This window comes from Kitasatospora sp. NPDC088160 (genome assembly GCF_044741445.1).
Classification (GTDB): domain Bacteria; phylum Actinomycetota; class Actinomycetes; order Streptomycetales; family Streptomycetaceae; genus Kitasatospora.
The window spans coordinates 31,010-54,731 of the sequence record NZ_JBIUSS010000032.1 but is presented as its reverse complement, the minus strand read 5'-3'; the positions used below and the strand labels follow the sequence as shown (position 1 = coordinate 54,731).

The window sequence follows — 23,722 nt, the reverse complement described above, 5'->3', positions numbered from 1 at the left end:
TCAGGCCGCCGCCCTGGTCCGGCCCAGCGCCGCGAGCACGCCGTCGACCAGCAGCGCCGGGTCCTTGGCGATCTCCTTGGCGGACAGGAACGTTGCGGACGCGACCTGGGCGAGCCCCTTGAGCAGGTGGCTGGCCGACTCGGCGAAGGGCTGGTCGGTGATGCCCACGATGGGGCGGCCCAGCGCGCTGGCCCACCCCAGTTCGATGTGTGTGCCGTCCGTGCGCAGCAAGGTGCCGTCGAGCACCGGCAGTACCGGCACGAACACATCGCATTCGCGCATCCACGCGTAGTCGCGCACGGACACCTCCTCGGGGGTGAACGAAGCGGTGTCGGCACCGAATCGTTCGGCCACGTGCGCGGACAGCACGGTGGCGCCGGCCTGCTGCGACTGGTCGATGGTCAGTCTCAGGAAATCGTGGATCGGCGCCGCCATCCCGCCGGGCACCAAGGCGTGCTGGATCGGGCCGCCAACGAACACGGTGACGCCGCGCAGGGCGTCCGGGGTGACACTCATGACTTTCGAAGCTCCTTCGAAGGAGTCTGCCGACGGCCGTGCAAAGGGCGTGGACTTCGGTCGGCAGGAAGCAGAAGTAGTCAGCGTCATCAGATGGTGCGCTTGCAGTGAACTGGGAGGGAGCCGGGTGCGAGGCCTGACGCCGCCGGGGGCCCGATGGCGTACCCGTTCCCGCGCTGTACGTCCATCCAGACAAATGGACGACCTCAGGCTAGTTCGGGACGATTCACCAGGACAAGAAGCATATGCGCCAGGCGGAGATGTGTCTCAAATAGTGTAAAAGGTGCATAACTATCACCTGGCCATCGATGCCGGCCCGCCCGGGACGCGCTGCGGGCTGGTTTTCGCAGGTAAATGGACCGTGTGCTCGTGAATGGCCGAATCGCCGTCGAACTAACGTGCAAAAGAATCGTCGATTCCGGAGCTCGAAGCCGCATGGCGGGTAAATCGGGGACCATTGACAGGTGATAAAGCCTCGGCTAGCTTCGATAAAGCGCGAATGGCTGACACCGCCTCAATTTCGATCAGCGTCGGCCCACTTTCGGCCCGACCGTTTCCGCGATCTCGCTCGCCTTTCCGCGCGCCGGACGTCCGGTCGCAGCCTGTTCGAATGAACCCACCCAGAGGGGAAGTTCTGGTGAATCCTTTGCAGACCATCAAGCGAATTCTGCACTCCGAGGTGTTGGTGGAGGTGCCGATCGACCGGATGCGACTCGACGACAGGCTGCGCGAGAATTACGGCATGGACTCGCTCGGTTTCGTGGAACTGCGCGTGCAGTGTGAAGAGGCGTTCGACATCAGCATCCCCGACGAGGCCATCGCGGCGGGGGAGTTGTCCACCCTCGGTGATGTGCTGGCACTGGTCGAGCGGCTGGCGGGGGCCGACCGCCCCCCGGCCACCGCGTGAGCACGGCCCCGGTCGCCGGTGACGACCACACTGGGGACCGGACCGGTGCGCTGTTGCGCGGCGCGGACCTGCACCTCAACCACTACGGGGCGGCCCGGCTCCCGTTCGCCTGCGTGGGCGGGCGCGGCCTGCACCTCGACGTGGTCGATCTGAGCCCGGAACGCCGGGGCAGGCGGCTGAGGTTGCTGGACGCCAGCGGCGGCTACGCCAGCGCGACCCTCGGCGGCGACCACCCCGTCGTACGGGCGGCGCTGGCGCGCGGCACCGGAGTCGGCAACGTCACCGACGAACTGGGCTCGCTGGAACGGGCGGAGCTCCTCGACCGGCTCTTCGGCCCCGGCGGGTTGTGGACCGACCACTTCCCCGCAGGGCGGTACCACGTCAGCGGACGCAACTCCGGCTCGGAGGGCAACGAGTTGGCGCTGCGGCTGGTGCTGGAGTCCCGCTTCGACGGCCGGCGGCTGTGCCACCGCCCGGGCAAGGAGCGGCGCGACACCATCCTCGCCTTCCACGGCGCCTGGCACGGCTGGACCAGTGGGCTGGTGCAACTGCTCAACCGCAGGTACTACCGGGCCGGGCTGCCCGGCGCGGACACCGCCGGCCCGTACGGAGTCCGGGTCCACCACATCCCGTTCGGCGACCTCGACGCCCTGACGGAGTACTTCGCCGAGTCCGCCGACCGGCTGCTGGCCGTCGTGGTCGAACCGATCCAGGGCGACGCGGGCATCCTCCCGCCTCCGCCCGGATACCTGCGCGAACTCGCGCGGCGGTGCGCGGCCGACGACGTGCTGCTGGTGGCCGACGAGGTGCTGACGTTCGCCAAGACCGGCAGTTGGTTCGCCATGCGCGACGCGGACGGACCGGTGCCCACCGACATCACCGTCATCGGCAAGTTCCTGGGCATGGGCACGGTGTCCACCTCGATGGTGATCGCCCGCGAGGAGCTCGCCGTCCGCTCCTCCGGCGCCGTGACCACCTCCGACCTGCGACCACCGAACTGTGCGGTGATCCGCGACGGCATCGAGCACATCGAGACCGAAGGGCTGCTGAGAGGCTCGGCCGACGTCGGCGTGAACCTGGCCAAGCATCTCGACGACGCCCTGGTGGGCCGCCACCCGGACGTGTTCACCGAGGTCCGCGGGAGCGGGGTCATGTTCGGCGTGGAACTGACCGCCGCGGCGGCGGACCGGATCGGCGCGCTGCGCCGGGAGTTGATCGAAGCGGGCGTGTACGCGGAGTTCATGGCGGGCGCGGGCAAACGCTCCGGTGGCCGGCGCTACGTCCACCCCACCCTGCGGATCGTGCTGCCGCTGATCACCACCGGGACGCAGGCCGACGAGATCGTGGACCGGGTGGCGGCGGGCGCCCGGGCCCTGTGGTGAGCGCGGGGTTCCGCACCCGGGTCGAGCACGTCGACACCGACGCGACCGGGATCGTGCACTTCTCCCGCTACACCTCGTTGATGGAGACCGCTGGCACCGAACACCTCGAAGCGCACGACGCGGGTCTGACCGCCTTCAGTGCGGCGAACGTCGACCTGGTGGTCGCCGACCTGCGGGTGGCCTACCTCAACAGCGCCGTGTACCGCGACGTGATCATCGGGGACACCCGGGTCGACCACGTCGGCGCGGCCTGGTTCGCCCTCGCGGTACGTCTGCTGCGGGAGGAGGAGGACGGCACCCGCACCCCGTTGGTGACCGGCGACCTCGTCTTCGCCGCCGTCGCCCCCGACACCCGGCGCGCGGTGCCCCTGCCGGCACCGCTGCGACAGGCCCTGAGAGGAATCGTCCCGGATGCGACACCCGAACGAATCGGCACCCCCTCCCGTCACGGTCCGCGAGGCGCGTCCGCTGGGCACCTCGGCCATCGCGGCCCTGGTGCGCGGACGCCACCCCCGCCTGTTCATCGACCGGGTTCTGGACCATGAGCCCGGCGTGTTCCTGCGCAGCATGTTCGCCGTCTCGGCGGAGATGGGCGCGCTGTCCGGGCACCTGCCCGAGCGCGGCCTGACCCCGGGGCTGATCCTGCCCGGCAGCCACACCATGCAGGCCTTCGCCCAGTCCGGCGTCCTGCTCTACCAGTTGAGCAGCGATCCGCTCGCCGACGACGAGGTCACCCTGGTCGGCACGGTCAAGTCCCGATTCCTCGCCCCGGTCGTGCCCGGCGACCAGGTCGTGCTCGACGTCCGCGCGGACCGGCTGTCCGGCCCCACCTTCGCCTTCTCCGCCGTGGTGACCGTGGAGGGCCGGTCGGTCGCCGGGTTCCGCGGCGCGATGAGCCGGACGAAGGTCGATCCCGCGGCGGCCCGGCCGTGGTGACCCCGGTGATCACCGGACTGGCCTGGGACACTCCGCTGGGCCGGGACCAGGAGGCGGTGTGGGAACGGCTGTGCGCGGGCGATTCGGCGCTGGCGCCCGTCCACTCGCCGCACTCCTTGCGCAACACCGCCGCCGCCGTCATCGCGTCGGTGCCGTACGGGACCAGGGCGGGCGAGCGCCAGCGCGCGCTCGCCGGGCGGACGCTGTCCGCCGCGTTCGCGGATGCCGGCCTGTCCACCACCGACCCCGAGGTCGGCCTCGTCCTGGGCACCAGCTTCGGCGCCTGCCTGGACGAGGCGGAGCCGACGCTGCACGCCTGGGCCGACGACGCGGCGGCGGGCATCGGGCACCCGGGCACGCCGGTCTGCGTCATGACCGCCTGTTCCGCGGGGTCGGACGCGATCGCCGTCGCGCGCGCCCTGGTGCGCTCGGGCGAGCGGCGGGTCTGCGTGGCGGGCGGGGTGGACGTGGTCACCGAGGCCAAGCGGCTCGGGCACTCCGCGCTGGGCACGATGAGCCCCACCGGCCTGCGGGCCTTCGACCGGGCGCGCGACGGGATGCTGCTCGGCGAGGGCGCGGCCTTCGTGGTGGTCGAACACCCCGACTCCGCCCGGGAACGCGGCGCCCGGGTGCACGCCCGGCTGCGCGGGGCCGGCGCGGCCAACGACGCCGCCGGGCTCACCGCACCGGACCCGTCCGGACGCGCCGTGCTGCGCGCCGTCGAACGCTGTCTGGCCTCCGCGGGCCTGGCACCCGCGGACATCGCGGTGGTCAACGCCCACGGCACCGGCACACCGCTCAACGACGAGGTCGAGGCGCGCAGCCTGCTGGAACTGTTCGGAGCCGACGGCCCGTTGGTGTTCGCCACCAAGGGGGCGTTCGGGCACAGCCTGGGCGCGACCGGGGCCATCGAGGCCGTGGCGACGGTCCTGGCACTGCGCCATCGACAGGTCCCACCGGTCCTCGGGCTGCGCGATCCGGTGGCCCCGCTGCGGCTGGCCACGGAATCGGCGCAACCCGTCGGCCCCGGCGCCGGACTGAGCCTGACGCTGGGGTTCGGCGGGTTCAACACGTGCCTGCTGTTCGAAGGGGTGAGGGCGTGACACACGTGCCGACGGGCACCCGGATGCTGGGTTCGGCGACGGTCGTCGCCGACGACCCGGACGAGTACGCGGTGAACAAACCGTCCTTCTACGCCGACCCGGCGGCCTGGCTGGTCGCCGAGACCGTGGACCGGGCACTGGCGGACTGCGCCGAACCCGTGCTCGACGACGCCGCCGACACCGGGATCCTGGTCATGAGCGCGACCGGGAGCGAGCGGACGATGCGCCGCATCGCCGACTCGGTGCCGAGGTCCCGGGTGTCGCCACTGCGCTTCGCCGGAGCGAACCCGGGCGTGCTGGCCGGGCTGCCCGCCCTGCGCCACGGGTTGCGCGGGCCGTCCCTGCTGCTGGCGGCGCACCCCGACCGGGCCACCCCCGTCGCGTTCACGGTGCTCGGCGGCTGGCTCGCGGACGGCCACGCCCGGCACGTGCTCCTGGTCGGCCTGCAACCCGCTGCGGGAGAGGGGAAGTTGTGTCGCTGCCTGGTCCTGACCAGCGCCCGGGACGACCGGTGAACAGCCTCACCCGGTCCGAGGTGGCCGACTTCCTGACCCGGGTCGAGGCAACCCCGGCCAGTACGGGCGGCGGCGCCCCGGCCGGGGTGGACGACGTGCTGGCGGACCTGGCCGGGCTGGGCCTGGCACCGGGCGACGCGGTCGTGCTCTGCCTCACCAACGGAGTCGAACTGCTGCGCGTGCTGCTCTCGTCGCTGCTGCTGGGCCTGGTGCCGCTGGCCGTGCCGCCGAGCACGCCGTGGCAGCGGGTGCGCGCGCTGGCCGGGCATGTCGGGGCCGGCGTCGTGGTGACCACCCGGCTGGCCGGCGCGGGGCCGCAGCTGCCGGTGGGCGGCGCGTTGGCCGTGCCGACCGGGCACCCCACCACCCCGTACCGGCCGGGCGAGATCCTGCTGTCCACCTCCGGCACCTCCGGGATGTTCAGCGCGTGCGTGCACCGGGTGGCCTCGCTCCTGCACAACGCCCGCCTGCACGCCGGGGCCACGGGCATCACCCCGGCCGACACCCTGCTGGTGAACCTGCCGCTGTACTACTCCTACGCCCTCGTGGCGCAGGCGTTCGCCGCGTACGTGACCAAGGCGCGGCTGGTGCTCGACGGGCCGCCGTTCTCGCCGGCCGCGTACCGCGACGCGGTCACCGCGCGCGGGGTCACCCACTCGGCGGTGACCCCGACGATCGCCCGCCAACTGCTGGCCGACCCCGGGCTCGTGCCACGCGGCCTGCGGGCACTGGCGGTCGGCGGGGACCGGCTCGCACCCGCGGAGGTGGCCGACCTGCTGGCCGCGCGGCCCTCCGCGGAGCTGTACCTGACCTACGGGCTCACCGAGGCCGGACCACGCGTGTCGACCCTGGCCGCGCACGCCGAGCCCGCGCACCGGTACGGCTCGGTCGGCCGCCCGCTGCCGGGAGTGCGCGCGTCACTGCGCGGGGTGCAGGACGACGTGGGAGAACTGCTGGTCGAATCCGGCACCGTCCTGCTGCGACGGGTCGGGCAGCACAGCGGCAGAGTCCTGCTGGGGCCGCGGACCATCGCCACCGGGGACGCCTTCTCGATCGACGACGGCTATCTGACCTTCCACGGACGCCTGTCGGACTTCGTGGTGCTGCGCGGCGAGAAGGTCTCACTGAACACCGTCCGGCAGGCCGCGCACGCCATCCCGGGGGTCGTGCACTGCGTGCCCGAGGTGGTGAACGAGGACGGCACGCAAGTCCTCCACGTCCACCTGTCGGTCACCGGCACCCTCCCCGGCGGCGAGAAAGCGCTACGCCACCTCCTCAACTCCCAGCTGCTGCCCGCCGAACGCCCGCGCGCGGTGTTCGTCTCCACCGCCGACCCGGAGGCCTTCCGCAAATGACCCTCCGCCTCGGCTGGACCGTCCCGACGACCCTCTCACCCGCCGGACTCCGCGCGTTCGCGGTGACCGCGGAGAGCCTCGGGTACGACCACCTGTCCGTCCCCGAACACCTGGTGTCCGACGTTCCCGCGTACGAGAGCCTGACGCTGGTGGCGTTCCTGGCAGCCGTCACCACCCGGATCGAGCTGGCCACCGCGATGACGATCCTGCCGCACCGCCCGGTGGTGCTCGCCGCCAAGCAGGCCGCGCAACTGGCCCACCTCAGCGGCGACCGGCTGCGGCTGGGCGTCGCCATCGGATCCGACCCCGCCGAGTCCGCCGCCCTCGGCGTCGCCCCGGGCACCCGTGCGGCACTGTTCGAGGAACAGGTCCAGGCGCTGCGCCTGCTGTGGACGCGGCCGGACGCGGACTTCGCCGGCGAGCACGTCGCGTTCTCCGGCGTCACCCTCACCCCCCGGCCGCGTCCCGTACCCCTCTGGATGGGCGGCGGCACCCTGCGCACCGGAGGAAGACCGGGCTCACTGCGCCGGATCGCCACCCTCGCCGACGGCTTCACCATGTCCGGCCTGCTCGCCAACCGGGTCGACCGCGGTGCCGCACTCATCGCCGAACTGCGGACGGCGGTGACCGAAGCCGGCCGTGACTGGAGCGCCTTCGGCGTCGAGGCCCGCCTGCGCCCCGCCCCCGGCCGGCCGGACACCTGGCGCTCCCTCGCCGACGCCTGGCGGTCCGCCGGCGCCACCCACCTCACCGTCACCACCGACGACCTCTCCCTGCTGGCCCCCCTGCACGCGGCGCTGACCGGGTAGCACGCCGGCTCAGGACACGGAACCGCCGGATCAGGCCATCGCACGGTCTCCACAGACCCGTGCGCGGCCCGGCGGCCGTTGCTGGAGGGGACATGCGCTCAGTCGCCGAGGATCCGCTCCGCCTGGCCCTCCGGGGTGAAGAACCGCTCGTGCGGTGCTTCACCCGGGTGTCGGGGGATGTCCCGGCCTTCAGCCCGGGGAGGCATCCGGCTTTCCGCGTGGCGGGTCAGGGGCGGCCGTTCTGCCGCCAGGTGGACCGGTGTCCACCAAGTCGAGCACGAACACTTTTTGTCAGACCGTCAGGCTATGGTGCCGGGCATGGCGATCACAGCGCAGAACACCGGCCCGGCATCCGGCCGGCATCCCGCGACCGACATCCGCCTGCCGTACTCTGCGCAGTGATCGACAAGTACTCACACGCGAGATCTAGGGGCGAGAACATGTCACGGACCGAACTCCACCGACGACGTGTCGTCATCGGGCTCATAACCGGTGCGACGCTGATATCCCTCGCCGGATGCGGATCGTCGAGCTCGGCGAAGAGCGCCACCGCACCTGGGGCCGCGGTCTCGACGTCCGCAGGTGCGGCGACGGCTGACGCGGCAGCGCCCCCGGCGGCGGGCGCCCCCACCGGCGCGCCGGGGAAGGCCGGCAAGGGCAGCGCCGACGTGACCTTCAGCGGCGTGGAGTCGGGCTCCATCAAGGCCGCCGACAGCACCTGCACCGTCATCAAGGGCGAGTTGGAGTCCTTCCAGGCGCCGTCGGACCAGAACGCCGGCGGCCCGAGCGTCGCCGGCGTCCAGTCGGGCACCGGCTGGATGATGCCGGTCAGCACCGCCGCCCACGTCGGCGGCTACGTGAAGAACAACGCGACCGGCATCAAGGCGACGAAGACCGGCGACAGCTGGACGGTCACGCTGACGAACACGGAGGTGGCCGCCACCTACGACCTCGGTCAAACGGTCACGCTCAACGGAACGATCGTCTGCGGCCAGGTCGTCAGCGCCGGCTGACCGGCTGACCGGCCGAAGCGCGGGACCTTGTGCCGACGCCGGCGGGAGCCACCAGACCAGAGGCTCCCCCCGGCCACAACTCGCCGGGCGTGCGGGCGCATCCCCGGATGCGACCGCCGGACGACCCCTCACGTACCTCTTTGGTGTCCTAAGGTGTCGATTTCGTAAGCCTGTTGAAGGATGGACGGGTCCTCATCCGGAGTGATGCTCCCTCGGTGGCGGCGCTGACAGGCTGACTCGTGGCGAACTCCTGTTCGCCCGAGTGAAGGGAAGCCCCATGTCTCGTCGTCTGACCAGTGCCCTGATCGCAGCCTTCTGCCTGGCGGTGTCCGCGTCACCCGCCTCCGCCGCTGTGGCGGGAGCCGAGGACTCCGCAGCTTCGTCGGTCCGCCCGCGTGGCGGTCCGCTGCAACTCGCCCTCAACGGGCTGACCGACGCCAAGGCGGTGTCCGCGATCGCCGAGGTGCGTGACGGTGACCAGCGGTGGCGCGGCACCACGGGGGTGACCGACCTGGTCGGTCAGGCACCCGTCCGTGGTGACGGCCGGTTCCGGATCGGCAGCGTCACCAAGACGTTCGTCGCCACCACGGTGCTGCAACTGGTCGGCGAGCACCGGCTCGGCCTGGAGGACTCGGTGTCGAGCCACCTGCCGGGGCTGGTCCCCAACGGGCAGAACATCACCGTCCGCCAGCTGCTCAACCAGCGCACGGGCCTGTTCGACGTCACCAACGAGGGCACCGACGTCTTTCCCAACCTCAACGACCCGGCCGTCTTCCGGACGTGGCTGGCCCAGGGCGGGTTGAACCGTACGTTCACCGCGCGCCAGCTGGTGACCGCCTCCGTCTCCCACGCCCCGTACTTCGCGCCCGGCACCCAATGGGGTTACTCCAACACCAACTTCGACGTCCTCGGCCTGATCATCGAGCAGGTCACCGGGCACCCCTACGGACAGGAGGTCGGTCAGCGCATCCTGCGCCCGCTCGGGATGACGAAGACCACGGTCCCCGGCCGCTCCACCACGATCCCCGGCCCGCACGCCCACAGTTACTGGACCACCGTGGACGGCGCCGGCACCGGAAACGTCAAGAAGACCGACATCGACGTCACCGACCAGAACCCCTCCTGGGCGGGCGCCGCCGGAGAGATCATCTCCACCACCGATGACCTGATCCGGTTCCAGCAGGCCCTGTTGAACGGGAAGTTGCTGCGTCCGGCGGAGCAGCGCGAGATGACCACGATGCTCGAGACCGTGCCGGGCTCGCACGAGATCGACTACGGGATGGGGCTGGCGCGGGCGCAGCTCTCCTGCACCACCGTGCTGGGCCACAACGGCGGCACCTTCGGCTTCAGCACCCAGCTGTGGGGCACCGCCGACCGCCAGGTCGCCGTCTCCTACACCCCGCGGGGCGATGGCGCCGAGCAGACGGCGCAGAACCAGGCGGGCATCAAGTTCCTCGACGCCGTCTTCTGCGGCGCCCGCTGAACGTCCGCCGGGGGCGGGCTGGGCGTGTCGGCGATCAGCGTTGCTGATTCTACGTCAATAGTCGTTACGGTAAGCATATTTGGATGCCGTGAGCGCCGGTAGCATGCGCTGACGGATGGTCGTGGTGAACGGAGGAAGAGATGGACTGGTCGGCGGACGAACGGCTGGGGCGTCGCCACCTGCTCGCTCGGGCCGGTGCGGTGGCGGTCGGCGGTGCGGTCGCCGGCCTGGCCGTCGGGCCCGCCGAGGCGGCGGGCCGCCAAGGCCCGGGGCCGGCGGGAGCGGGAGGTGGTCCGGCGGGAGGTGGGGGCGGGCCGGAGGGCCGGCCGTTCGGGCCGGTCACGGTCCGCCCCGATGACTCCCGCTACGACAGCCTGCTGCGGGGCGACAACTACCGTTTCGTCGGCCGGCCGGAGGAGATCCGCCTGGCCGGCTCCACCGAGCAGGTGGTGCGGGCCGTCGCCGACGCCGTCCGCTCCGGGCGCCGGATCGCCGTGCGCAGCGGTGGCCACTGTTTCGAGAACTTCACCGGCGACCCTGCGGTGCAGCTCCTGCTGGACCTCTCTCCCATGGACGCCGTCGGCTTCGACCCCGTGATGGGTGCCTTCGCGGTGCAGCCGGGAGCGACCCTCGGGCGCGTGTACCGGGCCTTGTTCAAGGGCTGGGGTGTGACGATCCCGGCCGGCGGCTGCCCCGAGGTGGGCGCGGGCGGGCATCTGGCCGGCGGCGGGTACGGTCCGCTGTCCCGCGCCTACGGCTCGGTCGTGGACTACCTGCACGCTGTGGAGGTGGTGGTGGCCGACCGGGACGGGACCGTCCGGGCGGTGGTCGCCACCCGGGACCCGGACGATCCGAACCACGACCTGTGGTGGGCCCACACCGGCGGCGGTGGTGGCAACTTCGGCGTCGTGACCCGCTACTGGCTCCGCTCCCACGACACCCCCGACGCCCCCGGCCCCGACGCCCCCGGCCCCGACGCCCCCGGCCCCGGCACCCGCTCCCACGGCGACCCCGCGGCACTCCTGCCGCGCGCCCCGGGCGAGCTGCGGAGATGCCTGGTCGCCTGGACCTGGGACGAGAAGATGACGGAACGGGCGTTCACCACCCTGTTGCGCAACTACGGCGCCTGGCACGAGCGCAACAGCGAACCGGGCACCCCCGCGGCGAACCTGTATGCCGTCCTCATCGCCGGACACCGCAAGTCCGGCACCCTTGAGCTGGTCGTGCAGATCGACGCGGGTGTTCCGGGTTCCGACGCGGTGCTCACCGACTTCGTGCGCGCGGTGACCGCCGACGTGGGTGCCACCGAACCCGCCACCCTCCGGGGCACCATGCCCTGGCTGCCCACCAGCACCTGGCCGGGGACCGGCGAGGCCGGCAACTCGATCACCCGGCGCTACAAGGACAAGGCCGGCTACCTGCGCCGCTCCCTCACCGACCCCCAACTCGCGACCGCCTACCGGTACCTGACGGACGGCACGGGCGGTGCGGAGTGCGGCCTGCTCCTCGTCGGCTACGGCGGCCAGGTCAACGCGGTGCCCCCGTACGCCACCGCCGTCGCCCAGCGCGACTCGGTCATGAAGGCCGTCTACTACACCGTCTGGGCCGACGAGTCGGACGACGCGGCCCACCTGGCCTGGGTCCGCGGCTTCTACCGCGATGTGTACCGCGACACCGGAGGCGTCCCCGTCCCCGGCGAGGTCAGTGACGGCTCCTACATCAACTACGCGGACACCGACCTCGCCGACCCGGCGTGGAACACCTCCGGCACCCCGTGGCACGCCCTGTACTACAAGGACAACTACCCCCGCCTGCAACAGATCAAGGCCCGCTGGGACCCGTGCAACATCTTCCGGCACGCCCTCGCCATCGAACCGCCCGACCAGAGGCCGTAACGAAAGTACCGGGGGAGGCGCGCCGGAGGTTCACTCGCACGAGTGATTGTTACGCTGTGCACATTACTGGACACTCTAAGTATCGGGGAGCTCATGGGGGCTCTCCCGGCGCGAGGGGAGCCGTCATGGCCGCAGCCGAATCTTCCTCCATCGAGGTGCCGCGGATCGCGAGCAGTTCGCAGCCCGCCGACCGGGACCAGGGCCTCGCGGCGATCGGCGGCAACGTCGGCGCCGTGTGGCGGGGGTGGTGGACGTGGACCCCGGGGAACGGGACGTTCAACCTCCAGATCGCCTGGAACGTCATCGGGATCGACTCGACGGTCGTCATCACGGCCTCCGAGATCGACGGCAACGGGAACCGGTTCGTCGGCGCGGCGCCCTTCCAGGTGTCGAGCATCGCCCCCGGCAACGGGCTGGTGACGTTCAAGATCAATATCGGCTGGGGCAGCGCGCTGCCGATGCGCACCGACGTCCTGGTCTTCAACTGAGCACGCCTCTCCTGAGCACACCTCTTCGGCCGCCCGGGTCGCCCCGGACGCGCAGGCCGGGGACCGTGCCGCTCCGGTGACGACAGGCACGGCCCGCCCCGTGGCGGTTCCGGGTTCGCCCGGACCGCCACGGGGCGCCCGTTTTCCCGGGAGGGGCCTGTTCCGTCGCAGCCGCGCCGGGTTTCGACGTCCCCGCCGGTAGCGCAGGCGCTGTGCACTGTGCGCTGTGCACTGTGAATCACCGTGAACTCATATGAACGGTCGGATAATTCACCGCCCGCCGCGTTGACGACCCCCGTGTCGCGGATAGAACACTGAGCACATAAGTGATTCCGCACATAGGGGGCACGATGCAGTTCGAGTACGTCCTGCTCGCCCTGCTGGCCGGCCGGCCGTTCAGTGGGTACGACCTGCGCAAGTGGGTCGAGACGGAGGGCCAGTTCCTCCGTTCGCGGGCCCACCACAGCCAGATCTACCGCCTGTTGGGGCGGATGGTGGCGGACGGCTGGGTGGCGTTCGAGGTCGACCCGCGCGAGGGGCGTCCCGACGCGAAGGTGTACCGGCTCACGCCGGTGGGGCGGGAAGCGCTGATGGAGTGGGTGCGCTCCCCGTACGAGCCGCCCAGCCGGTTCCAGGACGCGGACTTCCTCTCCCGCTTCGCCTTCGCCGCGGTCCTGGACCGCGAGGCGGCGATCCTGCTGATCCGCACCGAACTGGACCACCGGCGCGAGCAGATCGCCCGCAACCGGCCCCGCGACCGCACGGTCCGCTTCGAGGACCCGCTGCCCGAGCTGGACCAGGAACTGGCACGCGAGGTCTACGAGGAACTGCACCAGTACGGCGCCGGCGCGATGGACGCGTGGGTGGCCTGGCTGGAGCGCATGCTCCGGCGTCTCGAACAGTGGCAGCCGGGGCGGAAGACGCCACCGGCCGGAGAAGGGAGCGCCGCATGAAGGCGATCATGGTGATGTTCGACAGCCTCAACCGGCACATGCTGCCGCCCTACGGCGGGGACTGGACTCACGCGCCGAACTTCGCGCGGCTGGCCGAGCGGTCGGTCACCTTCGACAGCGCCTACGCGGGGTCGATGCCGTGCATGCCGGCCCGCCGCGAGATCCACACCGGCCGGTACAACTTCCTGCACCGCAGCTGGGGCCCGCTGGAGCCGTTCGACGACTCCATGCCCGAGCTCCTCAAGCAGAACGGGGTGTACACCCACCTGGTCAGCGACCACCCGCACTACTGGGAGGACGGCGGCGCCACCTACCACGGCCGGTACAACACCTGGGAGTTCTTCCGCGGCCAGGAGGGCGACCCGTGGAAGGGCCAGGTGGCCGACCCGGAGATCCCCGAGGACCTGAAGAAGCTCCGGTTCGAGTCCTACCGGCAGGACTGGGTGAACCGCCCGCACCTGGCGACCGAGGACCGCCACCCGCAGACGCTGACCTTCGACGCGGGCCTGGAGTTCGTCCGCACCAACCGGGAGGCGGACAGGTGGTTCGTGCAGATCGAGACCTTCGACCCGCACGAGCCGTTCTTCAGCCACCAGCGGTTCAAGGACCTCTACCCGCACGACTACGAAGGCCCGCACTTCGACTGGCCCGACTACAAGCGCGTGGTGGAGACCCCCGGCCAGGTCGAGCACGCCCGCCTGGAGTACGCGGCGCTGCTGTCGATGTGCGACCACTCCCTCGGGCGGGTGCTGGACCTGATGGACGAGCAGAACCTCTGGGACGACACCCTGCTGATCGTCAACACCGACCACGGCCTGCTGCTGGGAGAGAAGGGCTGGTGGGGCAAGACCGTCCAGCCCTGGTACAACGAACTGGTCCACCTGCCGCTGTTCGTGTGGGACCCGCGGGCCGGCAAGGCCGGGGAACGGCGCCGGGCCCTGGTGCAGACGATCGACCTCGCACCGACGCTGCTGGAGTACTTCGGCATCGAGCGCCCCGCGGACGTGCAAGGCCGCCCGCTGCCGGTGGCCGAGGACACCCCGGTGCGGGAGGCGGCCCTGTTCGGAATCCACGGCGGCCACGTCAACGTCACCGACGGTCGGTACGTCTACATGCGCGCCCCCGCCACGGCGCAGAACGCGCCGCTGCTGGAACACACGCTGATGCCCACCCACATGCGCGGGCGGTTCTCCCCGGCCGAGCTGGCGAACCTCCAACTGGCGGAGCCGTTCACCTTCACCAAGGGCGTGCGCACCCTGCGCGTCCCCGGCCGCACCTTCATCAACCCCTACCAGCACGGCACCCTGCTGTTCGACCTGGAGGGCGACCCCGACCAGCGCACCCCCCTCGTCGACGACGCGGCCGAGCTGCGGATGGCGACCCTGCTGGTGGAGCTGATGCGCGCGGGCGACGCACCGCCGAGCCAGTACGAGCGCCTCGGCCTGCCGGCCGAGGGCCCGGTCGGCGCGGAGCACCTGCTGGTCCGGGCCCAGCGCGAGCAGGCCGACCGGGCCGCCGAGCCGCTGCCCCACCCGGAGGACTACCCCCCAGGACGCTTCTCGCTGCGGACCCCCGTGTTCGCCCTGATCTCCGACCCGGTCGCCGTGGAGGTGATGCGCAGGCACCTGCCCGGCATCGTCGACTCCGAATTCCTGCAGTTCCTCGGCCCGACGCCGCTGATCGACGTCGCCGCCCTGGCCGGCGGCCTCACCGACGTGTCGGCCCTGCGCCGGGTGGCCGAGGAACTCGCCGCTCTCTGACCAGCCGGCGCACGACGTACCGGTGACGGGGTTGCAGCCCCGTCACCGGCGAGCACGCCGCCTTTCCCCCGCACTGCCCCTGTGACGAACGATGCGAAGAAGTGGAGTCGCGCATGTCCGACCTTATCGAGGGCACCTCCGGGCCCGCCACGAGGACCGGCCCGCCCCCGGTCAAAGGCCGATGGGCCCAGCTCTCGGTCCTCGGTGGCGCCATGCTGGTCGACGGTACCGAGGCCGGCCTGGTCACCGGCCTGTTCCCGGTCATCAGGAACGCCCTCGGCCTGACCCTCGGCTCGCTCGGCGTCCTGACCGCCGCCGGCAAGCTGATCGGCGTGCTCGCGGCCCCCCTGTGGGTGTGGGCGGCACGCCGCTGGTCGCGCAAGAGCGTCCTGGTCCTGTCCACCGGCCTGTGGGGGGTGTGGGGCGTGGCCGCCGGCTTCTCCAGGGACTTCACCGAACTGCTGGTCTTCGTCACGGTCCTCGCGGCCGGCTACGCGGCCGCCCAGCCGCTGGTTTCCGAGATCATCGGCGACCTGTTCGACCCGGCGTCGCGCGGTCGCGCCGTCGGTGCCCTCTACGGTGCGCTGTCGCTGGTCGGCTCGGTGCTCGGCCCGCTCATCGGGCAACTGGCGGGAGTCCACGACGGCTGGCGCTGGGGACTGTGGGGCGTCGGCGTCCTGAACATCCTCTTCGGCGGGGTGCTGCTGCTCTGCTTCCGCGACCCCGGCCGCGGCGCGGCCGAGCGGCAACTCGCGGACCTCGACCGGGCCGCCCGCGAGCCCCGGACGAAGGTCGGCCTGGCCACCGTCGTCTCGCTGTTCAAGATCCCCAGCTTCGCGATCCTCCTGGTGTCGCGGCTGCTCTCGGGACACCTGCTGCTCTCCTCGTTCGCCGTCGTCTACCTGGTGGACGTGTTCGGCTTCACCACCCAGCGAGCCGCCGTCGTCCTGATGCCGCTGGGCATCGGATACCTGCTGGGCACCCTGCTGGGAGGCTTCCTCGCCGACTGGGCCACCCGCCGCAGCCCCCGCCACGGGCTTCCCGGCGCGCTCCAGGGCGCCCAGGTCGCCTTCGCCGTCCTCGCCTTCCTGGGCACCCAGGTCCACTACCGCGGCATCGGCGCCTACGCCCTGCTCTTCTGCCTGATGGGTGTCGCCCAGGGCGTCAATCCCAGCCTCAACCGCCCGATGGTCATGGCGGTCACCCCGCCCGAGCTGCGGGCCACCGCCTTCACGATCTACGTCTCGGTCTTCGAAGCCCTCGCGTGGGCCGCCTTCGGCCTGGGCGCCGGCTTCCTCGGCCAGGCGGTCGGACTCCGCCCGGTGTTCCTGGCGGTCCTGGTGGTCCTCATGCTCGTCAACGGCGCTTTCCTGACGCTGCTCCACCTGCCCTACGCGAAGGACGTTCAGCGGGTGCAGCGGGAGCTCGACCTCAGGCGCCGGGCAGCCCTGGCCTGACCCGGCCCGCCTGACCCGGCCCGCCTTGCACGGCCGGCCTCACACGGCCGGCTGAACCCACCCCCGGAGGAACCCGTGAACCTGCCCTCGGCGCCCTGCTGCACGCCCTCGCGAGGCCCCGGCGCGCTCCGCCCGCTCCACCTCGCGGCCCCGCGTCCCGCCGGCCCGACGGACGGCATGGTCCTCCTGCCCGGCGGCGGGTTCCTGATGGGCACCGACGACTCCGAAGGCTTCCCCGACGACGGCGAAGGCCCCGTGCGGCAGGTCCGGCTGGACCCGTTCCTCATCGACGCCCGCGCGGTCACCAACGAGCAGTTCACCGCGTTCGCCGCCGACACCGGCTACCGCACCGACGCCGAGCGCCTGGGCTGGTCCTACGTCTTCGCCGGCTTCCTCCCGGCCGCCGTGCGGCGCACCGCCGTACGGGTGGAGCGAACCCCCTGGTGGTGCGCGGTCACCGGAGCCGCCTGGGACCGGCCCGAGGGCGCGGGCAGCACGGTCGCCGACCGCGGCGACCACCCCGTCGTCCACGTCTCCTGGAACGACGCGCACGCCTACGCCTCCTGGGCCGGCAAACGCCTGCCCACCGAAGCGGAGTGGGAGTACGCGGCCCGCGGCGGACTCGAACAGGCCCGGTACCCGTGGGGCGACGAACTCGATCCCGACGGCACCCACCGCTGCAACATCTGGCGCGGCACCTTCCCGGCGAAGAACACGGCCGCGGACGGCCACCGCGCCACCGCCCCCGCCGGCTCCTTCGCACCGAACGGCTTCGGCCTGTACAACATGTCCGGCAACGTGTGGGAGTGGTGCGCCGACTGGTGGACCACCGACCACCCCGCATCCCCCACCCCGGCCAACCCCACCGGCCCCGCCACCGGAACCGCCAAGGTCATCCGCGGCGGCTCCCACCTGTGCCACGAGTCCTACTGCAACCGCTACCGCGTCGCCGCCCGCAGCTCCAACACCCCCGACAGCTCCAGCGGCCACGCCGGCTTCCGCTGCGCCCGCAACGCCGAACAGCCCGACTGACGCGCCGACCCGTCCGCGACGGGCCACGCCGTTCAGCCGGGCTCGCAGATCACCGACCCGCTGTCCTGACCTCGTCCCGACCTCCGGGCGGGCCGTCAGCCCTCCGGTGCGGGTGGCAGGTGGAAGCCGACCTCGGCGCCGCCGGAGGGGGCGGCGGTGGCGAAGACGGTGCCGTGGTCGGCGGCGACGAGGTCGTGGACGATGGCCAGGCCCAGCCCCGAGCCCGGGGTCGACTGGGTGCCGGCGGCGCGGTAGAAGCGCTCGAAGACGGCCTGCCGGTCGCCGGGGGCGATGCCGGGCCCGTGGTCGCGCACGGCCAGCCGGGTGCCGGTGACGTGGACCTCCACTGGGGTGCCGTCCGGGCTGAACTTGACGGCGTTGCCGACCAGGTTGTCCACGCAGCGCTGCAGCGCGCGCGGGCGGGCCCGTACCGGCACGGGCCGTTCGGCGGTGACGGTGATCTCGCGGCCGGTGCGGCGCCGGAAGCGCCGGGCGCTGTCCTCGGCGGCGGCCGTCAGGTCCACCGGCTCCGGGTCCTCCACGGTCTGCTGGTCGGTGGCCAACTCGACCAGTTCGCGCACGAGTTCGTCGAGTGCGACGGTTTCGGTGACCAGGGTGGCGAGGATCTGTTCCTCGTCCGCGGGGGCGAGCCGGCCGCGGGCGCGCTGGAGGAGTTCGGCGCAGCCGCGTACCGAGGTCAGCGGGGTGCGCAGCTCGTGGCTGGCGTCCTGGACCAGGCGCTGCTGCTGGTCGCGGGAGCGGCGCAGGGCGCCGACCATCGCCTCGAAGGCGCGGGTGAGGCGGCCGACTTCGTCGCGCCCGGCGGCGGGCAGCGGGGTGGTCAGGTCGCGGGTGGTGGTGATGTGTTCGGCGGCGCGGGCCAGGCGTCGCACCGGGCGCAGGATCCGGCCGAGGACGAGCCAGCTGAGCAGCGCGGAGGCGGCCGCGGCCGCGGCGCTGGTCCAGGTGATGCGGCGCAGGAACGCGTCGTCGACGGTCTGCGCCCCGGCGTAGGTCTGGCCGACCATCACCGCGCCCTGCCCGTCGGGGCGGGCCTTGGTGAGGATGCCGTAGGGGGTGCCGTCGACGGTGGCGTCCTCCTGGTGGGCGCCCTGTGCGGTACGGGCCACCTCCCGGGCCCGGGCCGAGACGGGCAGCGCCGGGCCGCCCGGGGCCCCCAGCGGCCGGGTGGTGCCGTCGGGGAGCAGCAGCTGTTCGACGGTGTCGGGCCGTGCGGGCGGGGAGCGGTCGAGGTCCAGGGCGGCGAGCACGGTGTGGGCCCGGTCCTCCAGGCTCCGGTCGAGCTGGTCGGCGACCAGGGTGCTGACGCCGCGGTAGGCGGCGGTGACGGGCACGGCGATGGCCAGCAGGACGGAGGCGAGGACCACGAGGCCGATCCTGGTGCGCAGCATCAGGCGGTCCTGGCGGTGTAGCCGACGTTGCGCACGGTGTGGATCAGCCGGGGCGCGCCGCCGTCTTCGGTCTTGCGGCGCAGGTAGCCGACGTAGACGTCGAGCGAGCGCGAGTCGGTGTCGAAGTCGTAGCCCCAGATGCGTTCGTAGATCTGGTGGCGGGTCAGGACGGTGCCCTGGTTGCGCAGGAGCAGTTCCAGCAGGTCGAACTCGGTCTTGGTCAGGTCGAGCCGGCGCCCGCCGCGGTGGGCCTGGCGGGCGCCGGGGTCCAGGGCGAGGTCGTCGAGGCCGAGTTCGGCGCTCTCGCCGCCGAGCGGCTCGGTGCGGCGCAGCAGGGCGCGTATACGGGCCAGGAGTTCCTCGGTGGCGAAGGGCTTGGCCAGGTAGTCGTCGGCGCCGGCGTCGAGCCCGGCGACCCGGTCGCCGAGCTGGTGGCGGGCGGTGAGGACCAGGACGGGCAGGCGGTCGCCGCGCCGGCGCAGCATCCGGCACAGCGCGAGGCCGTCGAGGCGGGGCATGACCACGTCCACCACGGCGAGGTCGGGGCGCCGGTGCTCCAGGAGCTCCAGGGCCTCCTGTCCGTCGGCGGTGGTGAGTACCCGGTAGCCCTCGAAGCGCAGCAGGTGGTCGAGGGTGTTGCGGACGCCGGGGTCGTCCTCGACGACCAGGACGGTGCGCCGGGCGGCGGTGGGATCTGTCATGGTGTCATCTTCGCTGGTGGCGGGCGTGGTCATGCCGGTCGGGGGGTGGTCGAGGGCGGCCGGTCAGAGGGTCAGCGGGGGACCGGGACGACGGGGACCGGGGGGATGTGCGCGAGGCAGGAGGTGTCGCCGACCGCGCCGGTGCGGATGAAGTGGGTGGAGATGTCCACCGCGCAGCCGGTGGACTCCATCTCCGGGACGTGCCCGCTGTTGGGCACGGAGACGAAGGCGCTGCGGCGGAACTGGGCTGCGGAGAGGCGGGAGTTGGCCTCGGGGGTGTTGGTGTCGAGGTCCCCGGAGAGCACCAGGACGGGCACGTCGGGCACGTTCTTCAGGTCGGTCGGCTGCGGGTTGGCGGTGCCGCGGCGCGGCCAGGACAGGCAGTTGTCGCCGCCGTCGGTCTGCCCCTCGGTCCAGCCCTTGACGCTGAACGCCCCGAAGTCGGCCGGGTCGGCGGCGGCCAGCGCGGCCCGGTACTGGCGGCGGCGCTCGGCGGGCGGGGCGGCCGGGTCCCACGCACGGGCGTAGTCGTTGCAGGTGACGGCCAGGAAGGAGGCCTGGTCCTCGGTGCCGGTGTGCTCGACCTCGGCGCGCACCAGGGCGGCCAGCGGCCCCTCGTCGCCCGCGGCGAGGGCGTGCAGGGCGGCCGGCAGCGCGCCGAGCAGACCGGGCTCCTCGGGGTGCAGGCCGATGCCTCGGGTGGCGGGTTCGTACATCAGGTCGGCGAGCTTGTCCTCGCTGAAGACCACGGTGCGCGGCCTGCCGCCGAGGGAGGCGGTCAGCACCAGCGGGTGGGTGCGCAGCCGCTCGGTGGTGGCGGCGAGGTCGCGGACGGCGCCTTCCGGGTCGCAGGCCCCGCTGCGCTCGCAGATCCGGCGCAGCGTCAGGGAGACCTGCTGGGCGCCGGGCCGGGCCAGGGAGTCGAAGGCGAGCGGGTAGGCGCCGGACAGCACCATCGACTCGACCCGCTGGGGGTGGCGGTCGGCGTAGACCGGCATCAGGTAGGTGCCGTACGACAGGCCGTACAGGACCAGCTTCGGGGCGCCCAGGCGCGCGCGGGCGGCATCGAGGTCGTCGGCGGTGGCGGCGCTGGTGTAGCCGCGGGCGCGCGGGCCGAGTTCCTCGGCGCAGTCGGCGACGAGCTCGCGCTGGGCGGGGCGCGGGGCGAAGCGGTAGTCGGCCTCGGTGACGTCGCAGGGGAGCCGGCCGGAGCGGCCGGTGCCGCGCGGGTCCAGCAGGAGCAGGTCGTAGTCGTCCAGCACCCCCTGCAGTGCCCCGGCCACCTGGTCGGCGCGGTCGATGAGGGTCTCGCCGGGGCCGCCGGGGTTGAACGCGATGGTGCCCCGGGCCGGGCCGGGGCGGCTGTGGCGCACCACCGCGTAGCTCACGCCGATGCCGCCCAGGCGCGGCTCGTCCGCCACCAGCGGGCGGCGCATGGTCGTGCAGTCGACCTGGTGCCCGGGGACGGTAGGGCACCACGCGGGCCGGCCCGCCGCCCCGGTGGGGGCGGCCTGCGCGGGCGAGGCGGTGGTGACCGGAAGCACCGCCGCCAGCACCGCCAGCGCGGCGGCGGCCAGCCCGCCCCGGCGGGCCGGCTCCTTCGCCCGGCTCGCGGTCGCGTCCGTCGCCGTACCGGTCGTCCCTGCCGCCGTGTTCGTCGCCGTGTTCGTCGTCATCGTGGTGCCCTCCGTACGTTCTGCGGTCGGTGTGGGCACGACCCTGCCGGGTGCCGGTCAGCGGTTCGGCAGAGCGACGGCAAAGGCGTGTAAGAACTCCGGCCGGTCCCGGTGCGAGAACCATGCGTGTCCTCAAGATCCTTTCCTTGATGGAAACTTGACGAACACGAGTCGTCCCCAAGGCTTCTCTCTGTTCGAAAAATCGGTCTAACTGGTAGCACCGGACGGGGCAGGGCCAGCACGCGGCAAGCGGCTGAAGCCCACGGACGCCGGTGCCTTCCCGCCGTCGGGAAAGCCGCTCACCTTGCCCGGCCACGGCATCGCCATGCCCGCGTCGGCGAACCGTCAGGTCGCGCAAGGAAAGAACTCGTGGTGTTCACGTGGGGGAGAGGGGCAAGTCAAGGATGACGAAGTCCGCAGGAGCGCGCAGATTCGCGCAGGTGGTGGCGCTGGTCACGGTCGTGGCAACCGCCGCGGCCTGCAGTGGCGGCGGTGGGGGCGGCGGCAGCGGCAACCCGGGGCCGGCCGGAGCGGCGGTGCAGGGAGGTGTGGTGCGGGTCGCCGAGGCGCCCTCCACCTTCCCGGACGCCATCTGGCCGTTCGACTCCCCGGCCCAGGTCACCACGGTGAACACCAGCCAGTTCCAGGAGCTGTTCTACCGCCCCCTGTACTACTGGGGCCTGAACGACAAGGTCGCCCTCGACCCGGAGGTTTCCCTCGGCGAGGCGCCCACCTGGAGCGCGGACGGCAGGACCGTCACCCTCCAGGTCAAGCCGTGGAAGTGGTCCAACGGTGAGGACGTCAACGCCCAGGACGTGCTGTTCTGGATCAACATGGCCAAGGCCGAGTCGTCCAACAGCGGCTACTACACCCCGCCGAACCCGGCGATCGGCGCCAAGTACTTCCCGGACAACGTGGCTTCGGCGACCGCCTCGGGACAGACCCTGACGCTGACCCTCAACACCCCGGTCAACCAGACCTGGTTCACCGACGACGAGCTCAGCCAGATCACGCCGATGCCGCTCGCCTGGGACCTCACCGGCCAGGGGCAGAAGGGCAGTTGCGCGAGCGACGCGTTCGGTTCGGACGCCGCAGCGAAGGACTGCGCGGCCGACTACGCCTACCTCAGCGCGCAGTCGACCAAGGGCGGCGACTTCGCGGGCAGCCCGCTGTGGTCGGTGGTCGACGGCCCGTGGAAGCTCAAGAACTACAACGGCACCTCCGGCGCGTACGGGATCGTGCCGAACCCCGCCTACTCGGGCCCGCAGAAGCCGCACCTCGACGAGGTGGACTTCGTCCCGTACACCTCGGCCACCACGGAGTACGCGGACCTGAAGGCCGGCAGCGGCGGCGCCAACGCCATCGACGTCGGCTACCTGCCGGCCGAGAACTCCCCGACCTTCAACGCCAAGAACCCGGACGCGGGCAACCCGTTGAGCGGCGCGGGCTACTACATCCCGGCCCCGACCTACCTGGACGAGATCTCGTACTACCAGATCAACTTCGCCAACCCGGCCGTAGGGCCGCTGTTCAAGCAGCCCTACTTCACCAAGGCCGTCCAGGACACCGTGGACCAGCAGGGCATCATCAACGGCATCTGGAAGGGCTGGGGCTACCCGAGCACCGGCGCCGTGCCCAGCCTCCCGGCCGGCAACCCGCTCTCCCCCAAGAGCCAGTCCGAGCGCGCCACCTACGACCCGGCGGCCGCCAAACAGCTGCTGAGCAGCCACGGCTGGAACACCGACAGCGTCCCGGCCACCTGCACCGACCCGGGCACCGGCCCGAACCAGTGCGGCGCCGGTATCGCGGCGGGCACCAAGGCCGCGTTCACGCTCGACTACCCCTCCGGCCAGGCCGCGCTGGACACCATGGCGGCGGACATGCGCTCGGACGCGGCCAAGGCGGGCATCGGCATCACCATGGTCAGCCAGACCCAGAACACCATCGGCAACGAGGGCGTGGCCTGCGGCGCCGACCAGCCGGCCGGCTGCCAGTGGCAGGGCCTGCTCTACGGCGGCTGGGTCTACGCCCCCGACTACTACCCGACCGGCGACGCGCTGTTCGCCACCGGAGCCGGGCCGAACGTCTGGAGCTTCTCCGACCCGAAGCTGGACCAGCTGATCGTCAAGACCACCACCGGCAGCGACGTCAACGACCTGTACGCCTACGAGGACTACATCGCGGGCGACCAGCCGGTCATCTACACCCCCAACACGCTCGCGATCAGCGAGGTCACCAAGAAGCTGCACCTCGACGCCGGTGACCCCTTCCAGGGCTACGAGCCGGAGTACTGGTACTACACGAAATGACGGCCATCCGTAACGGCGTC

General features: G+C 72.2%; 21 protein-coding genes. 17 read left to right on the top strand and 4 right to left on the bottom strand.

From position 1 onward, the window contains the following. Complete coding sequence (locus ACIOGZ_RS36670) at positions 1–516, bottom strand: hypothetical protein (RefSeq protein WP_363581246.1); 516 nt, start codon at positions 514–516, stop codon at positions 1–3. 637 nt (positions 517–1,153) lie between these two features. Between ACIOGZ_RS36670 and ACIOGZ_RS36665 the strand changes: the two genes are divergently transcribed. The 16 genes from ACIOGZ_RS36665 to ACIOGZ_RS36590 all read left to right on the top strand — a co-directional run bounded on the left by ACIOGZ_RS36665 (position 1,154) and on the right by ACIOGZ_RS36590 (position 17,604). Then, the gene (locus tag ACIOGZ_RS36665) at positions 1,154–1,423 is read left to right on the top strand and encodes an acyl carrier protein (protein WP_363630781.1); all 270 of its coding nucleotides are present in this window, start codon (positions 1,154–1,156) and stop codon (positions 1,421–1,423) included. After that, positions 1,420–2,805: an aminotransferase class III-fold pyridoxal phosphate-dependent enzyme gene (locus tag ACIOGZ_RS36660; RefSeq protein ID WP_400809250.1), complete on the top strand. Its 1,386-nt coding sequence runs from the start codon at positions 1,420–1,422 to the stop codon at positions 2,803–2,805. The genes ACIOGZ_RS36665 and ACIOGZ_RS36660 overlap by 4 nt, the downstream gene beginning before the upstream one ends. Beyond that, complete coding sequence (locus ACIOGZ_RS36655; RefSeq protein WP_363581252.1) at positions 2,802–3,350, top strand: thioesterase family protein; 549 nt, start codon at positions 2,802–2,804, stop codon at positions 3,348–3,350. Before ACIOGZ_RS36660 ends, ACIOGZ_RS36655 begins: the two co-directional genes overlap by 4 nt. A gap of 7 nt (positions 3,351–3,357) precedes the next feature. After that, positions 3,358–3,741 (top strand): polyketide dehydratase, encoded by a 384-nt coding sequence (locus ACIOGZ_RS36650; RefSeq protein ID WP_350876226.1) that lies wholly within the window; start codon positions 3,358–3,360, stop codon positions 3,739–3,741. A 5-nt stretch (positions 3,742–3,746) separates the two neighbouring features. Next, positions 3,747–4,844 (top strand): beta-ketoacyl synthase N-terminal-like domain-containing protein, encoded by a 1,098-nt coding sequence (locus ACIOGZ_RS36645; RefSeq protein ID WP_363581254.1) that lies wholly within the window; start codon positions 3,747–3,749, stop codon positions 4,842–4,844. Beyond that, on the top strand, positions 4,841–5,359 hold the full coding sequence (locus tag ACIOGZ_RS36640; RefSeq protein WP_400809245.1) for a polyketide synthase: 519 nt from the start codon (positions 4,841–4,843) through the stop codon (positions 5,357–5,359). Before ACIOGZ_RS36645 ends, ACIOGZ_RS36640 begins: the two co-directional genes overlap by 4 nt. Further along, a complete protein-coding gene (locus ACIOGZ_RS36635; protein WP_400809243.1) occupies positions 5,356–6,714 on the top strand; it encodes a class I adenylate-forming enzyme family protein in 1,359 nt (452 codons plus the stop codon). The genes ACIOGZ_RS36640 and ACIOGZ_RS36635 overlap by 4 nt, the downstream gene beginning before the upstream one ends. Further along, the gene (locus ACIOGZ_RS36630; protein WP_363581259.1) at positions 6,711–7,523 is read left to right on the top strand and encodes a TIGR03619 family F420-dependent LLM class oxidoreductase; all 813 of its coding nucleotides are present in this window, start codon (positions 6,711–6,713) and stop codon (positions 7,521–7,523) included. Before ACIOGZ_RS36635 ends, ACIOGZ_RS36630 begins: the two co-directional genes overlap by 4 nt. A 398-nt stretch (positions 7,524–7,921) precedes the next feature. Continuing rightward, complete coding sequence (locus tag ACIOGZ_RS36625; RefSeq protein ID WP_400989122.1) at positions 7,922–8,536, top strand: hypothetical protein; 615 nt, start codon at positions 7,922–7,924, stop codon at positions 8,534–8,536. Between the two features lie 277 nt (positions 8,537–8,813). Further along, positions 8,814–10,019 (top strand): serine hydrolase domain-containing protein, encoded by a 1,206-nt coding sequence (locus ACIOGZ_RS36620; protein ID WP_400989121.1) that lies wholly within the window; start codon positions 8,814–8,816, stop codon positions 10,017–10,019. A 140-nt stretch (positions 10,020–10,159) separates the two neighbouring features. Next, positions 10,160–11,914: an FAD-binding oxidoreductase gene (locus ACIOGZ_RS36615; RefSeq protein ID WP_400989120.1), complete on the top strand. Its 1,755-nt coding sequence runs from the start codon at positions 10,160–10,162 to the stop codon at positions 11,912–11,914. A gap of 125 nt (positions 11,915–12,039) precedes the next feature. Next, a complete protein-coding gene (locus ACIOGZ_RS36610; protein ID WP_363581267.1) occupies positions 12,040–12,402 on the top strand; it encodes a hypothetical protein in 363 nt (120 codons plus the stop codon). A 350-nt stretch (positions 12,403–12,752) separates the two neighbouring features. Then, positions 12,753–13,355 carry a PadR family transcriptional regulator gene (locus ACIOGZ_RS36605; RefSeq protein ID WP_363581269.1) on the top strand — a complete coding sequence of 201 codons (603 nt, stop codon included), beginning with the start codon at positions 12,753–12,755 and terminating at the stop codon, positions 13,353–13,355. Continuing rightward, the gene (locus ACIOGZ_RS36600; RefSeq protein WP_363581271.1) at positions 13,352–15,115 is read left to right on the top strand and encodes a sulfatase; all 1,764 of its coding nucleotides are present in this window, start codon (positions 13,352–13,354) and stop codon (positions 15,113–15,115) included. The genes ACIOGZ_RS36605 and ACIOGZ_RS36600 overlap by 4 nt, the downstream gene beginning before the upstream one ends. Positions 15,116–15,228: 113 nt before the next feature. Beyond that, positions 15,229–16,572 (top strand): MFS transporter, encoded by a 1,344-nt coding sequence (locus tag ACIOGZ_RS36595; RefSeq protein WP_363581273.1) that lies wholly within the window; start codon positions 15,229–15,231, stop codon positions 16,570–16,572. A gap of 75 nt (positions 16,573–16,647) precedes the next feature. After that, entirely contained in the window at positions 16,648–17,604 is a 957-nt protein-coding gene (locus ACIOGZ_RS36590; protein ID WP_400989118.1) for a formylglycine-generating enzyme family protein, read from the top strand. A gap of 95 nt (positions 17,605–17,699) precedes the next feature. Here ACIOGZ_RS36590 and ACIOGZ_RS36585 read toward each other — a convergent pair whose 3' ends face one another. The 3 genes from ACIOGZ_RS36585 to ACIOGZ_RS36575 form a co-directional block, all read right to left on the bottom strand. Next, positions 17,700–19,016: a HAMP domain-containing sensor histidine kinase gene (locus ACIOGZ_RS36585; protein WP_363581275.1), complete on the bottom strand. Its 1,317-nt coding sequence runs from the start codon at positions 19,014–19,016 to the stop codon at positions 17,700–17,702. After that, complete coding sequence (locus ACIOGZ_RS36580) at positions 19,016–19,717, bottom strand: response regulator transcription factor (RefSeq protein ID WP_363581277.1); 702 nt, start codon at positions 19,715–19,717, stop codon at positions 19,016–19,018. The genes ACIOGZ_RS36585 and ACIOGZ_RS36580 overlap by 1 nt, the downstream gene beginning before the upstream one ends. A 71-nt stretch (positions 19,718–19,788) precedes the next feature. Then, positions 19,789–21,393 carry an alpha/beta hydrolase gene (locus ACIOGZ_RS36575; protein WP_363581279.1) on the bottom strand — a complete coding sequence of 535 codons (1,605 nt, stop codon included), beginning with the start codon at positions 21,391–21,393 and terminating at the stop codon, positions 19,789–19,791. A gap of 404 nt (positions 21,394–21,797) precedes the next feature. Here ACIOGZ_RS36575 and ACIOGZ_RS36570 point away from each other — a divergent pair, with 404 nt between their 5' ends. Then, positions 21,798–23,702, top strand: a complete 1,905-nt coding sequence (locus ACIOGZ_RS36570) for an ABC transporter substrate-binding protein (protein ID WP_363581281.1) — start codon at positions 21,798–21,800, stop codon at positions 23,700–23,702. Positions 23,703–23,722 lie beyond the last annotated feature (20 nt).